The following is a 13,178-nucleotide window of genomic DNA, read 5'->3' on the forward strand; positions in this document are numbered from 1 at the left end:
TTCTTCTTCCGCGACAAGATCCCGTTCGATCATCTGCGCCAGGCGGTGCTGCCGGCGCTGATGCAGGCGCGCGCCGGCCGCCGCTCGCTGCGGATCTGGTGCGCGGCCTCCTCCACCGGGCAGGAGCCCTATTCGATCGCGATGTGCGTCAAGGAATTCGCCGGGCTTTCGGGCTGGCGGGTCGAGATCGTCGCCACCGACCTGTCGCCGGCGGTGCTGGAAAAGTGCAAGTCCGGGATCTACAGCCAGTTCGAGGTGCAGCGCGGGCTGCCGATCCAGATGCTGGTGAAGTATTTCAAGCAGGTCGGCGAGGTCTGGGAGATCGCGCCCGAACTGCGCGCGATGGTGCAGTTCCGCCAGCTCAATCTGCTGCACGACTTCGCCCAGCTCGGCAGCTTCGACATGGTGTTCTGCCGCAACGTGCTGATCTATTTCGACCAGCCGACCAAGATCGCGATCTTCAACAAGATCGCCAAGATCCTGGAGCCCGACGGCTACCTGGCGCTGGGCGCCGCCGAAACCGTGGTCGGCCTCAGCGACGCCTTCAAACCGCACCCGGAGCGGCGCGGGCTGTACCGCCCGACCGCCATGCGCGCCCCGTCGATCGTGCCGGCGCAGGCGCCGAGGCTGGTCGCGGCAAAAGCCGGCTGATCCTCCGGCGACCGAAGCCGCATCGACCGGCGCTGCAGGGGCGGAGCTGCCGGCTTCGCCCTTGCCCGGTTGCGTACGCCGTCAGGCCCGGCCCATTCCCCCAAACAAAAACCCCGCCATTTGCGGCGGGGTTCAGTCGGGAGGCGAGAGCTGGTCAGGCTCTCCTTGAAGGGGATCAGGCGGGGATGCGGACTTCTTCTTCGTGCGGCTCGCGCAGCACATAGCCGCGGCCCCAGACGGTTTCGATGAAGTTGCGGCCGTCGGAGGCGTTGGCAAGCTTCTTGCGCAGCTTGCAGATGAAGACGTCGATGATCTTCAGTTCCGGCTCGTCCATGCCGCCATAGAGATGATTGAGGAACATTTCCTTGGTCAGGGTGGTCCCCTTGCGGAGCGAGAGCAGCTCCAGCATCTGGTATTCCTTGCCGGTCAGATGCACGCGCTGGCCGCCGACTTCCACCGTCTTGGTGTCGAGATTCACGACGAGGTCGCCGGTCTGGATCACCGACTGGGCGTGGCCCTTGGAGCGGCGGACGATGGCATGGATGCGGGCGACCAGCTCATCCTTATGGAACGGCTTGGTCATGTAGTCGTCGGCGCCGACGCCGAGCCCTTTGACCTTGTCCTCGATGCCGGCGAGGCCGGAGAGGATCAGAATCGGGGTTTTGATCTTGGAGACGCGCAGCTGCTTGAGAACGTCATACCCGGACATGTCCGGCAGGTTCAGATCGAGCAGGATGATGTCGTAATCGTAGAGTTTGCCGAGATCGACGCCCTCTTCCCCGAGATCGGTTGTATAGACGTTGAAGCTCTCGGATTTGAGCATAAGTTCGATCGACTGCGCAGTCGCGCTGTCATCTTCAATCAGCAATACGCGCATGCCAGTCCCCTTTAAGCGCCGCTCCGGGCGTCAGGCGTCCGCACTACCTGCGGCACTGGAAACGCCTTTGAACAACTGATTCGGATCCTGACGTCATATGGTTAACAAAACCTGATTCGTGTTCGCAAGCTCTATCCGTGCAATTTTTATCGAATCGACGTAAGATGTTGCGCACAAGAAGCTTTTTGTATCCGTACCAGTTCAAGTTCCACATTAAGAGTCGCTTCGAAACGACTCTCGCGATTTGCCCCTTCGTTCTGTGGGGCGCGCGCCTTCAGCCAGCCAAAGACAGTGTGCTAATGATTAACGATGCGGGTAAACAGCAGGTTAAGGATCCGGCTGCGAACCGAGGAAACTTAAGGCTTTCGCAATGAAGGCGCTGGCGGAGCAGATCGGCGATCTCGACGGCGTCATGATGTATGGCCGGGTGGTCGGCGTGCGCGGGCTGATGGTGGAAATTGCCGGGCCGATCCATGCGATGTCGGTCGGCGCGCGGATCGTGGTGGAGACCGGCGGCAGCCGCTTCATCCCCTGCGAGGTGATCGGCTTCAACGGCAACAACGCGGTGGTGATGCCGTTCGCCGGGCTGGAGGGGGTGAGGCGCGGCTGCCGCGCGGTGATCGCCAATGCCGCGGCGCAGGTGCGGCCGTCGCCGGCCTGGCTCGGCCGGGTGCTCAATGCGATGGGCGAGCCGATCGACGGCAAGGGGCCGCTGTTGCAGGGCACCTCGCCGATGACGTTCCGCAATTCGCCGCCGCCGGCGCATTCCCGCAAACGGGTCGGCGCGCCGCTCGATCTCGGGGTGCGGGCGCTGAATACCTTTCTGACCTGCTGCCGCGGGCAGCGGCTCGGCATCTTCGCCGGCTCCGGCGTCGGCAAGTCGGTGCTGTTGTCGATGCTGGCGCGCAACGTCGACGCCGACGTCTCGGTGATCGGCCTGGTCGGCGAACGCGGCCGCGAGGTGCAGGAGTTTTTGCAGGACGATCTCGGCGACGAAGGCCTGGCGCGCTCGGTGGTGGTGGTGGCGACCTCCGACGAGCCGGCCTTGATGCGGCGGCAGGCGGCGTATCTGACTCTGGCGATCGCCGAATATTTCCGCGACGACGGCAAGGACGTGCTGTGCCTGATGGATTCGGTGACGCGCTTTGCCATGGCGCAGCGCGAGATCGGGCTGTCGGCCGGCGAGCCGCCGACCGCCAAGGGCTATACGCCGACCGTGTTCACCGAACTGCCGAAGCTGCTGGAGCGCGCCGGGCCCGGCCTCAATGACGGCACCATCACCGGGATCTTCACCGTTCTGGTCGACGGCGACGACCATAACGAGCCGGTCGCCGACGCGGTGCGCGGCATTCTCGACGGCCATATCGTGATGGAGCGGGCGATCGCCGAGCGCGGCCGCTATCCGGCGATCAACATCCTGAAGTCGGTGTCCCGCACCATGCCGAAATCCGCAGATCCGGCCTATCTGCCGATCATCCGCCGCGCCCGGCAGATCATGGGCACCTATGCCGACATGGAGGAGTTGATCCGGCTTGGCGCCTACCGCGCCGGCTCCAGCCCCGAGGTCGACGAAGCGATCCGGCTGCACCAGCCGCTGGAGGATTTTCTGCGCCAGGGCAAGGAAGAGGCCACCGCGCTGCATGCGGGATACGCCCAGTTGCAGCAAATCCTCGGCAATTTAGAAACGGAACGCTAACTTTGTCACGCCATCATGCTGCAGAAGCACTTGCGTTGCCGGCGAGGCCCGGTTCGGGACTGCCGGCTCGTCCCGCGTCAGATTGGGACTTCTGGGGAGTATTAAGTCGATGAAGTCACGCGAAACCCTGATCCGCCTGAAGAAGTTTCAGGTCGATGAAAAGCGCCGAAGGGTCGCGCAGATCGAAGGCATGATCGCCGATTTCCAGCGCATGTCGGTCGATCTGGAACGCGAGATCCAGTCCGAACAGGAGCGCGCCGGGATCAACGACCCGACGCATTTCGCCTATCCGACCTATGCCAAGGCCGCGATCCAGCGCCGCGAAAACCTCACCCGCTCGGCCGACGAATTGCGCATCCAGCTCGAGGATGCCCGCAGCCAGCTCAACGAAGCGTTCGACGAATTGAAGAAGGTCGAACTGTTGGACGAGCGCGACCAGGCCCGCGAACGCGCCGAGGAAAGTGCCCGCGAACAGGCCGACCTCGACAGCATCGGCTTGATGCGGGCGCGGCTCGGCGTGGTCGCCTGAGCAACGCGCCACCGGCCTAAACACCCAGGGCGGAAGGCCCGCCCTTAGGATAAGCGGGGAGTTGCACTCGCCCCTCGTGGGCACCCCTTATTCCGATGGGAAGCTGGGGGTGACCACGCCGAAGATTGCTTCGGGAGGAGCCAAAGGCTTTGTCGCCGACCGTCCCGTAGCAAGCGATGTAAGATATGTCCAAGCGCTTCCTTCGCCTCAAACTCGATTGGCAGAAGTTTGACGAGTTCGCGGCTCACCACCAGTCGTGGCCGAGATGGAAGCAATGGGGTCTTATTGCCATCCTCTGCATCGGCATATTCGCCGGACCGGCCGCATTCTACCACAATGAGGTCATGTCGATCTCACGGTTCGGGGTCACCCATTCGCTCGCGTTATCCGAACACCCGATCATTTTCTTCATCGCAGTCGTGACCATCGAGGTAATCCTCGTATTCTTGCTCGTCGTCTGGGTGATTGCGCTATTCTTCTATGACCCTTTCAGGTCAGACACTTAGTGTCTCACCGTACTCTCATCCGATTATTATTGGGCCAACACGGACGGAGTAGCGACGTAGGGTTGGCAAAGCGCGCCGTCGCTCGAACAGCGACAGCGAAGCGTGCCCACCATTATGGCGTGAAGCGGCGTCGCGATCGAGGCGGATCGCAGAATGCGCTATGCCATCTACGCTACGTACCCGACCTATCATTCCGCCCGCTTTGGTCGAAATTGATTGTAACGGATCAGGACATCTTCCTTGATTAGGCCTAACGGCGCTTGATCGACGAAATCGCGTTCGGGTCCAATATCGGGAACACCTTCGATCATCTCGAGTGACATGATTTCATTAAGCACCTTGGACAACTGCTCGCCACGCCCAAGTTGTAAAAGTATCCGCGCCTTCACACCAAGTGCTTCTCTTCGGAAGAAGCCGGTGCGGTATGCTCTCTGTAGCGTGAAGTCGATGCAGGTCAGAGCCTCTTCGAAGTTTGCAAAATAATACAAATAGCTCGAAGCCTTAATAATGGGGAACCGCACATCATTCGGAAACTGCTCGATCATTTGGTCTCCGTGCCGGATCGCCTCCTTATACCGACCAGTCTCTTCCAGGAGCAGGACAAGCTCGAATGTCAGGTGATATTGATTTCCCGGGTCAGCGGTCTGCAGTCGCGTGGATACCAGCTTGATGATTTCGTTGAGAGAGACCTCTCGCCTAAGGCGCCTGATCCAAGAGGCGATCCATCTGGCGGGCGCGGTACTCATGATAGCAACTCAATAGCGAGTATGGATACGGTACGCACCTTCATCGTTGAGTCCTCAAAATTTCTATGCTCACGATCCTGCTTATCCGGCACGAGAGGCCATCAGTGATGATCGCCACCAGCGCCTCCATCGCCGATATGACCGCCGCCGCTGTCATGAGTGCTCTCGCTATGATCGCTTGATCCAGATTCAGAAGGAAGAAAATCCCAGCGCTCCGCATCTATCAACATCGAGGTATAAAGCGCCCTGACAGCGCCGTATTCAGGATCGGTCGGCTCAAGATCATCGAGCTTCTTTCTCAACTCAGCTAACCTCAATCGGGCCTGCTTGCTAAAGAGCCAATAGAGGCCGAGGCCAACCGAAACTAGGCCTACGATGCAGACCACGGCGATCCAAACACCCGCGGATCCGGCGATCGTTCTGGTGATCGTATCCATTGCCCTTCTGCGACCTCACTCAGCTTCAATTTCCGCTATCGTAGTCCACTCGCAGTCCGGATGGTAGCTGACGTGGATTGAGGATTAAAATAGTAGCAACGTAGGGTGGGCAAAGCGCTGTCGCTTCGAGCGACGGCGAAAGCGTGCCCACCGCGATTGCGCAAAGGCGCGTGTCATGTAGTCGAGGTGGGCATGGCGCAAGCGCGCCTTTGCCCACCCTACGCGTACTAGTGACCCATTGCGGATTTCGTATCGCTCGCTAAAATCGGTTCAACGAACGAGGTATGGCCCGACACATGTCCGACACCTCCAAACAGAAATCAACCGGCCTCGTAACCGACCTCGGCAAGCTCACAATCGGCATCGGGTCCGGCGTAGCTAACCTCTTTTTCCCAGGCGCGGGCCTTGTAGGCCCGGTGCTGAATTTCACTGTCGACCGATTTGTCAAGCGCCCCCAGCAAGTGCTTGTAGATGAGATGCGCGCACAGCAAATCACAGAACTGTCGGAGGAAAAGCAGATAGCTTTCGTGCCCATGGCCTACCGATATTTCGAAGCAGCGAAAGAAGGTGAATATGAACACAACTTGCGTGTGTTGTCTGCTTTCATAGCAAACGAGCTAAAGCAAGATGTGCCGGATGTGCCGGCGGTTTCACGGATGGCGCGACGGCTTGAAGGACTCACCAAAACAGAGCTTCAGGTCATTGCCCTGATAAACGTATCTCTCAAATCCCCTACGCGAGCAACTCCTGCCGGTTCGCGAACCTACGTTTCTGCTCCGGGTTTAGCGAATGATCCAGACAATCGCGAGGGAATCGATGGAGATCGCCTTATCGACGCCCTGGCGGAAATCGCAAGCCGAGGGCTTCTTATACCAGACGGAGCGTCTCGTACGGGTAAGGAGGAGGAATACTATTGTGCCTCGCAGGCATTTGGAGAGCTCATTTGTCGCGCGGAAGCGACAATAGAAAAGGTCGCTTCGGAGAAAGACGACGGCAAGACAGAGGTGGATTAGCGAGCGCTCGACAGCATTGTACAGCTTGCGTGCTACTTGCTCGACGTCATCAGACCACTGATCCGCCACCCGGTCAGCGAGATAGGTGAATGGATCACTCTCGCTCGACGAGTCGCGAGTAAAGATCGAATCATATTCGACCGCGCGGAGCTGCGGTTTCGCGGAGCGGTCGCCCTTCATCGCGGGCGCCAGGGGTTATGGGTCCCGGTCTGCGCCGGGACGACTCGCGGAGGGGCCGTGCGTGATCGCGGCGATCCGACGCGAGGCTGAAAGCATCTTATGCGATTGCCCGCTTTCGGTTGCACCGGAGACGACGGCGCCTCCTGCTCCGAAGCCATTTCCGGCATGGTTGGCCCTCATGCCTTGCCGGATGAGATGACGAGGAGGGGTAAATCTGAAATCTCGCTCGCCCCTGAAGGCCGCGCCCAAGCCCCGGCATTGGCATCTCTGCCTATCCACACCCCTTCTCCCCCGATGGTTGGTGGATGCCAGGGTCGCAGTTTATGCTAGGAGGGAGCGCCGCGGGGCGGCGCGCAGAGGGCGGTGGGGTATCGCCTTGGGGGACGTTAAATGCTGACGCCGGCTGAGTTGGTCTGGCTGCTTGCCGCCGTGTCGAAGGGCGACGAGCTCGCCTTCGAGCGGCTCTATGCTGCGACGCGCGCGAAACTGTTCGGCGTGGTGCTGCGTATCTTGCGGCGTCAGGACCTCGCGGAAGAGGTGATCCAGGAAGCCTACGTCAAGATCTGGAACAGCGCCGGGTCGTTCAATCCGGGCGTGGCGTCGCCGATCACCTGGATGGTGTCGATCGCGCGCAACCGGGCGATCGACGTGGTGCGCAAGCGCGGCGAGGTCTCGATCGAGGAAGAGCCGGCGGCGCTCGATGTGGCCGCCGACACCCCGGATCCGCTGGCGCGCCGGGAGATGACCGAAGAATTGAAGCGGCTGTTGGAATGCGTCGGCCGGCTCGAGCCGGATCGGCAGAAATTGGTGCTATTGGCCTATTACAACGGCTTGAGCCGGGACCAATTGGCGACGAAATTCGATACGCCGGTGAATACGGTGAAGACATGGCTGCGCCGCAGCCTGTTGGAGATCCGGGCGTGTCTGGGATTGGCATGATGGACTACAGCGAAGATCATATCGCGCTCGCCGCGGAATACGCGCTCGGCACGCTCGACGCCGACGAGCGCGCCCAGGTGCAATCGATGATGTCGGTCGACAACGACTTCGCCGCCATCGTCGAGGCCTGGGAGCGCAGGCTCGGCGCGCTCAACCAGATGGTCGACGCGGTCGAGCCTGCGCCCGAGGTCTGGGAGCGCATCCAACGCGCCGCCGGGCTGTCCGGCGCGCAGCACGCGTTGGAAATTCCGCCGCTGCCGGCGACACCCGCGACACCCGCGGCGGCGACGCCAGCCGAACCCGCGGCGCCGGACGCCGCGGCCCCCACCGGGCTCAGCCCGGAATCCAAGCGCGTGGTGCATTTCGCGTTCCGCGCCAAGATGTGGCAGTGGGGCGCCACCGGCATCGGCGCGATCGCCGCTGGCCTGTTCGCGATCATCGTCGCCCAGCTCGCCTATCCGGATATTCTGCCGAACGAATTGCGGCCGGCGATCCGCACCCAGGTGGTGCAGGTTGCCGGCGCGCCGCCGCCGATCCCGGCGCAATATGTCGCGCTGCTGCAGAAGGACGCCGCCTCGCCGGCGTTCATTCTCACCGTCAACGCCGCGAGCAAGGAATTCACCGTGCGCAAGGTCGGCGCCGAGCAGGAGCCGGGCCGCAGCTACGAGCTGTGGCTGGTGTCCGACAAATTGCAGCGGCCGCGCTCGCTCGGCGTGATCGGCGGCGACGACTTCACCATCCGCGCGGCGCTGGCGGCGTTCGACAGCGACACCGTGAGCAAGGCGACCTATGCGGTGACGGTGGAGCCCGAGGGCGGTTCGCCGACCGGCGTCGCCACCGGGCCGATCGTGTTCACCGGCAAGCTGATCGAGACCGTGCCGCCGGTCGCGCCGGCGCGTTAAGGCGCGTTTTTGACCGGCAGGGCCTGCCTTGGGTTTGCCGCAAGATTTTCGCGCGAAAATTTGGCTGGGCGACGCTTGCCACAAAAAGAAAACGCCCGTGGGGCGCGGGCGTTTTCCGTCTTAGGTCCACTTGGGGGAGTGGAGTTTCCTAGACATCACGTGGCGCCGGGGGCTGGACGGCACCGCGTGAATTCGCAAATGAGATCAGGTCGTTACCGAACCATCGAGTGAGATCAGGTCGTTACCGAACCATCGAGGTGGCGGAGCTGGTCACCGTGACCGGCTGGCCGGCCTTGATGACCCGCGCGGTCTGGCTGTAGGAATCATTCGAATTGACGCGGGCGGAGATGCCAAATCCGGCCACCGCGATGCCGGCAACAAGAGCGACCACCACGATCTTCAGGTGGGTGGTCCGGTCGGCGCTGTAAATCGAGTGATTCATCGGTAGCCTCCTGCCGTTTCTCCGCCTTTTGCGATGTGTCTTACCCATCCAATGGCCGGTTCAACGTCTCGCGGTAGGAAACGTAAGATTCCTGCGTTTCGTTCCTAAGAGGCAATCACAAAGCAGTGAAAAGTCGTGAACGACCGCGATCGGAAATCGCCGTGGCCGATTTCTTCCGTGAATTGATTAGCTAAATCAATGGATTGATTTGATTCGCCGGCGATGCCCTGGATCGCTGGCAGCACGCCGTCAAGCTGCGCTCACCGCCGAAACCGCTTGGCTGTGGCGGAAAAGCCGCGGCTTCAGACGCTGCCGACGGTCTTGAGGCGGGCGCGGGGATGGATTTCCGCCTGCGACAGCACGGTGGTCTGCGCCCGGAAGCGCTCCACCAGCGAGCGCACGAAGGGGCGGATCGAGGCCGAAGTCACCAGCACCGGCGCCTCGCCCTCGCGCGCCGCCTGTTCGAACTTGTCGCGCACCACGGTCATGAACTCCGACAGTTTCGACGGCTGCATCGCCAGGCTGCGATCCTCGCCCTGGCCGATGATGGATTCGGCGAACGCCTGCTCCCACTTCGCCGACAGCGCGATCAGCGGCAGATAGCCGTTGTAGGAGGTGTTCTGCGCGCAGATCTGCCGGGCCAGCCGGGCGCGGACATGCTCGACGATGGTCGAGGGGTTGCGCGAAATGCCGAGCGCATCGGCGATGCCTTCCAGGATCGTCGACAGGTCGCGGATCGAGATCCGCTCGGCCAGCAACAGCTGCAGCACGCGCTGGATGCCGGACACGGTGATCTGCGACGGCACGATGTCCTTGACCAGTTCGCCCTGTTCTTTCGGCAGTTCCTTCAACAGCTTCTGGGTTTCGCCGTAGGACAACAGGTCGGACATGTTGTTCTTCAAGAGTTCGGTGAGATGGGTGGACAGCACGGTGGCGGCGTCGACCACGGTGTAGCCCTTCATCGTCGCCTCTTCCTTGAGGCTGGCGTCGACCCAGGTCGCCGGCAGCCCGAAGGTCGGCTCGGTGGTGTGGATGCCGGGCACCGCGACCTGGTTGCCGGCGGGGTCCATGACCATGAACTGGTTCGGCCAGATCCGGCCGGTGCCGGCGTCGACTTCCTTGATCTTGATGACGTAGCTGTTGGCCTCGAGCTGCACGTTGTCGAGGATCCGCACCGACGGCATCACGAAGCCCATCTCGACGGCCAGCGAACGGCGCAGCGCCTTGATCTGCTCGGTGAGGCGATCGGTGCCGTCCGGGCCGTTGACCAGCGGCAGCAGCGCGTAGCCGAGCTCGATCTTGAGGTCGTCGATCTTCAGCGAGGCCTGGATCGGCTCCTCCTCGGCGGCGCTGGCGGCTGCGGCCGCCGCGGCTGGGGCATTGGCTTCGCGCTCTTCGGTCACCTTGGCGGCGCGATTGCGCTTGCCGGCGGACAGCGCCAGCGCGGCTGCGCCGCCGCCCAGGATCAGGAACGGCAGCATCGGAATGCCGGGCAGCGTCGCCAGCACCAGCATCACGCCGGCCGACATGCCGAGCGCCTGCGGATAGCCCGACAGCTGCTTCATCAGCGCCTTGTCGGCGGCGCCGGAGACGCCGGCTTTCGACACCAACAGGCCGGCGGCGGTGGAGACGATCAGCGCCGGCACCTGGGTGACCAGGCCGTCGCCGACCGTCAGCAGCGTGTAGGTGCGCGCCGCCTCGCTGAAGGAGAGCCCCTGCTGGGCGACGCCGATGATGATGCCGCCAATCACGTTGATGAACACCACCAGCAGGCCTGCGACGGCGTCGCCGCGGACGAACTTCGAGGCACCGTCCATCGCTCCGAAGAAGCCGCTTTCGTCTTCCAGATCCTTGCGGCGCGCCTTCGCGGTCTTTTCGTCGATCAATCCGGCCGACAGATCGGCGTCGATCGCCATCTGCTTGCCGGGCATCGAATCCAATTGAAACCGCGCGGCGACTTCGGCGATGCGGCCGGAACCCTTGGTGATGACCACGAAATTCACGATCACCAGGATCGCGAACACGATGATGCCGATGACGAAATTGCCGCCCATCACGAAATTGCCGAACGCCTCGATGACGTGGCCGGCGGCGGCGGTGCCTTCATGGCCGTGCGACAGGATCAGCCGCGTCGAGGCCATGTTGAGCGACAGCCGCAACATCGTGGAAATCAACAGGATGGTCGGGAACGAGGAGAATTCCAGCGGCGCCTGGATGAACAGCGCGGTCATCAGGATCAGGATCGACAGCGTGATCGAGATCGCCAGGAACAGGTCAAGCACGATCGACGGCAGCGGCATAATCAGCACGACCAGGATGGTCAGCACGCCGAACGCCAGCGCCAGATCGCCGCGCTTCAGCATGGTGCCGAGTTCGCCGAGGCTGGGGATCTGCATCCCCTTGGCGCCGCCCTGTCCCGCCGCTACATCCGACATCGTCGCCGCTTCCCCCCGCGATGGTCGCCCGCGGGTGCCAAACGCCTGCGCCGCGGCCGAAGCGCCGCCGGCTTGAAGGTGAGGCACCGCACGGGCGTCCACGGGCAGCCCCGTATTCGCGCGGTCGACGACGCTCAACTCGCTAGGCAATTTTTGCCCTGTGCATGGTTAGGAAAGCGTTAACGCGGCGGCAGCGTGGTGGCTTGGCGGCGCAGCGGCGTAGCTGGTGGTCGGGCTCGGCGCACCGATCCGCGGCTGCCGCCGCTGCAGAACCAGGGCACAGAACCGGGGCACGCTTGGAGCCACCGCCGCAGGCGCCGGCCTGGCAGCTCACCGCGGCCGCTCGGGGCAGCCACGGGAAGCCGCCCGGGCTGCCACGTCGCAATTGCCGCGACCGGGCGGGCATTGTAAGGGGTGTCGGCACCGTCGGCCGCGCCGGCCACGGGGGCCTGTAGCTCAATGGTTAGAGCCGACCGCTCATAACGGTCTGGTTGCAGGTTCGAGTCCTGCCGGGCCCACCAACGATTACAATGCCTTACGGAAATTTTGGCGGTGGGCATTTAGGTCAACCACCGTTTCAACCACCGATACAGGGTCCTTCGACGTGATCGCGTGCGCTGCTTCGCGCATGTAGTCCGGGTGGTGATGACCCTAGGTGTCGAGCAGCACCTTCACCGACATGCCCAAAAACCCCGACGCCTGCCAGGGATCGGCACGGCGCTGCATCAACCATGTCGCGGCGGTGTACCGGCCTGCGCCGATCTCGATCACGACGGCGAGGTGGTGATGGACTGGCACCAGGCCCAGCGGCCGAACCTGCCGCCCGACGATGAACTCCGATGGCAGCGTTGGATGAAATGCCGGCGGTGCGGTGTGACCCGGTTGCAGGTGCTGGACCGGGCGGCGGACCATCCGCCAACCTGCATTTAGATGTCGTCGTGAAGATGAGTCGCCGGTCCTTAACGGGCCGGCGGCTTTTTGTGCCAGTGGCAGATTGCTTTTCGCTGGAAACCGGGATCCCGCTGGATCATATTTCCCTAATGGCGGACCAATGGCAGGAAGAGCTACGGTGCCCGAAGTGTGGCAAGACTGGCTTAGCCAGCCTGTCGCAGGCCGATGACCTCAGTATCCCAATCGTTCACAGCACACCAAGCGGCTTTGTGCTTAGCCTCACTGAGTATGGTCCAAATTTCAGGTGTGAGCGCTGCGACGTGAGGGTGGACCCGTAGGCGCCTGTCGTGGAGAAGCAGGGCGATTTTTGCGACTTCATTTCGGAGAATCGGCAGCTCGTGATGAGGTCTACGCCTCACTCTCGCGCCTTGATATCGTGCAGGTTGGCCGCCGGGTTGTCGATGTAATCGGCGGCAGGTCTGATCGCGGCGGCGCGAGGAGGGGGTGAATAGATCGCGCTATTCTTCGTCTCGGTTTTCTCGGAGGCGCAGGTCTCGCATCTGTAGGTAATTGTGCTTTGACCGCCGAATATCGCGAAGTGGATTTTGTGGAGGCTCATGACTGGCGCTGCCTCACACTTGGCACAACAAAGGATCGCAGAAGACCGAATCGCGACCGCCGCAGCTGCGGTTTGGACGTTATCGCGATCCATCTGATCTGCGAGGGCGTCCCATTTGAGCGACATTATTGAATGGAATATGGAGTGGTCGGTCGGGATATCGATCGACCCCAGCAGCTTGCTCTGCCTCGCGTAGGTTCTGCACTCTTCTGCGGTGATCATGCGACCTGCCTCAAGAAGAAGGCGGGGAGCAAAGACGCTCTCCAGTCACCGAAAAATGCCCAGGGCGAGCGATGATTCGTTCACACTAGGCTC

Annotated in this window: 13 protein-coding genes, 1 tRNA gene and 1 pseudogene; 8 read left to right on the top strand and 7 right to left on the bottom strand. The window is 62.2% G+C overall.

What is annotated here, in order from left to right; translation table 11 throughout:
- A partial coding sequence (locus VGC77_RS08595) for a protein-glutamate O-methyltransferase CheR (protein ID WP_331171153.1) occupies positions 1-651 on the top strand: 651 nt, incomplete at its 5' end.
- 175 nt (positions 652-826) lie between these two features.
- On the opposite strand, the gene ctrA is transcribed toward VGC77_RS08595, so the two are convergent.
- On the bottom strand, positions 827-1,528 hold the full coding sequence (ctrA, locus tag VGC77_RS08600; RefSeq protein WP_044414657.1) for a response regulator transcription factor CtrA: 702 nt from the start codon (positions 1,526-1,528) through the stop codon (positions 827-829).
- A gap of 370 nt (positions 1,529-1,898) precedes the next feature.
- On the opposite strand from ctrA, the gene fliI reads away from it, so the two are divergent.
- The 3 genes from fliI (at position 1,899) to VGC77_RS08615 (ending at position 4,259) form a co-directional block, all read left to right on the top strand.
- The gene (fliI, locus tag VGC77_RS08605; protein ID WP_331171154.1) at positions 1,899-3,224 is read left to right on the top strand and encodes a flagellar protein export ATPase FliI; all 1,326 of its coding nucleotides are present in this window, start codon (positions 1,899-1,901) and stop codon (positions 3,222-3,224) included.
- A gap of 109 nt (positions 3,225-3,333) precedes the next feature.
- Complete coding sequence (gene fliJ / locus VGC77_RS08610) at positions 3,334-3,753, top strand: flagellar export protein FliJ (protein WP_331171155.1); 420 nt, start codon at positions 3,334-3,336, stop codon at positions 3,751-3,753.
- Positions 3,754-3,938: 185 nt separating this feature from the next.
- On the top strand, positions 3,939-4,259 hold the full coding sequence (locus tag VGC77_RS08615) for a hypothetical protein (RefSeq protein ID WP_331171156.1): 321 nt from the start codon (positions 3,939-3,941) through the stop codon (positions 4,257-4,259).
- 188 nt (positions 4,260-4,447) lie between these two features.
- Here VGC77_RS08615 and VGC77_RS08620 read toward each other — a convergent pair whose 3' ends face one another.
- Both VGC77_RS08620 and VGC77_RS08625 read right to left on the bottom strand, forming a co-directional pair.
- The gene (locus VGC77_RS08620) at positions 4,448-5,005 is read right to left on the bottom strand and encodes a hypothetical protein (RefSeq protein ID WP_331171157.1); all 558 of its coding nucleotides are present in this window, start codon (positions 5,003-5,005) and stop codon (positions 4,448-4,450) included.
- Between the two features lie 101 nt (positions 5,006-5,106).
- Positions 5,107-5,442: a hypothetical protein gene (locus tag VGC77_RS08625; protein ID WP_331171158.1), complete on the bottom strand. Its 336-nt coding sequence runs from the start codon at positions 5,440-5,442 to the stop codon at positions 5,107-5,109.
- A 296-nt stretch (positions 5,443-5,738) separates the two neighbouring features.
- On the opposite strand from VGC77_RS08625, the gene VGC77_RS08630 reads away from it, so the two are divergent.
- From VGC77_RS08630 to VGC77_RS08640, 3 genes are all read left to right on the top strand, one after another.
- A complete protein-coding gene (locus tag VGC77_RS08630) occupies positions 5,739-6,455 on the top strand; it encodes a hypothetical protein (RefSeq protein ID WP_331171159.1) in 717 nt (238 codons plus the stop codon).
- A 570-nt stretch (positions 6,456-7,025) separates the two neighbouring features.
- Positions 7,026-7,574 (top strand): sigma-70 family RNA polymerase sigma factor, encoded by a 549-nt coding sequence (locus tag VGC77_RS08635; protein ID WP_331171160.1) that lies wholly within the window; start codon positions 7,026-7,028, stop codon positions 7,572-7,574.
- Entirely contained in the window at positions 7,574-8,476 is a 903-nt protein-coding gene (locus VGC77_RS08640) for an anti-sigma factor (RefSeq protein WP_331171164.1), read from the top strand. Before VGC77_RS08635 ends, VGC77_RS08640 begins: the two co-directional genes overlap by 1 nt.
- Positions 8,477-8,717: 241 nt before the next feature.
- Here the strand turns inward: VGC77_RS08640 and VGC77_RS08645 are convergent, their stop codons facing one another.
- Together VGC77_RS08645 and flhA are read right to left on the bottom strand one after the other, a co-directional pair.
- A complete protein-coding gene (locus tag VGC77_RS08645) occupies positions 8,718-8,918 on the bottom strand; it encodes a hypothetical protein (protein WP_331171161.1) in 201 nt (66 codons plus the stop codon).
- A 302-nt stretch (positions 8,919-9,220) separates the two neighbouring features.
- On the bottom strand, positions 9,221-11,455 hold the full coding sequence (gene flhA / locus VGC77_RS08650; RefSeq protein WP_331171162.1) for a flagellar biosynthesis protein FlhA: 2,235 nt from the start codon (positions 11,453-11,455) through the stop codon (positions 9,221-9,223).
- 343 nt (positions 11,456-11,798) lie between these two features.
- On the opposite strand from flhA, the gene VGC77_RS08655 reads away from it, so the two are divergent.
- Positions 11,799-11,874 (top strand) — tRNA-Ile (locus VGC77_RS08655).
- Positions 11,875-11,878: 4 nt separating this feature from the next.
- Here VGC77_RS08655 and VGC77_RS08660 read toward each other — a convergent pair.
- Both VGC77_RS08660 and VGC77_RS08665 read right to left on the bottom strand, forming a co-directional pair.
- A pseudogene (locus VGC77_RS08660) lies at positions 11,879-12,103 on the bottom strand (site-specific integrase); the annotation flags it as partial.
- 556 nt (positions 12,104-12,659) lie between these two features.
- Entirely contained in the window at positions 12,660-13,085 is a 426-nt protein-coding gene (locus VGC77_RS08665; protein WP_331171163.1) for a hypothetical protein, read from the bottom strand.
- Between the last annotated feature and the right edge of the window lie 93 nt (positions 13,086-13,178).

It is taken from the genome of Rhodopseudomonas sp. (genome assembly GCF_036404135.1).
Lineage (GTDB): Bacteria > Pseudomonadota > Alphaproteobacteria > Rhizobiales > Xanthobacteraceae > Rhodopseudomonas_A.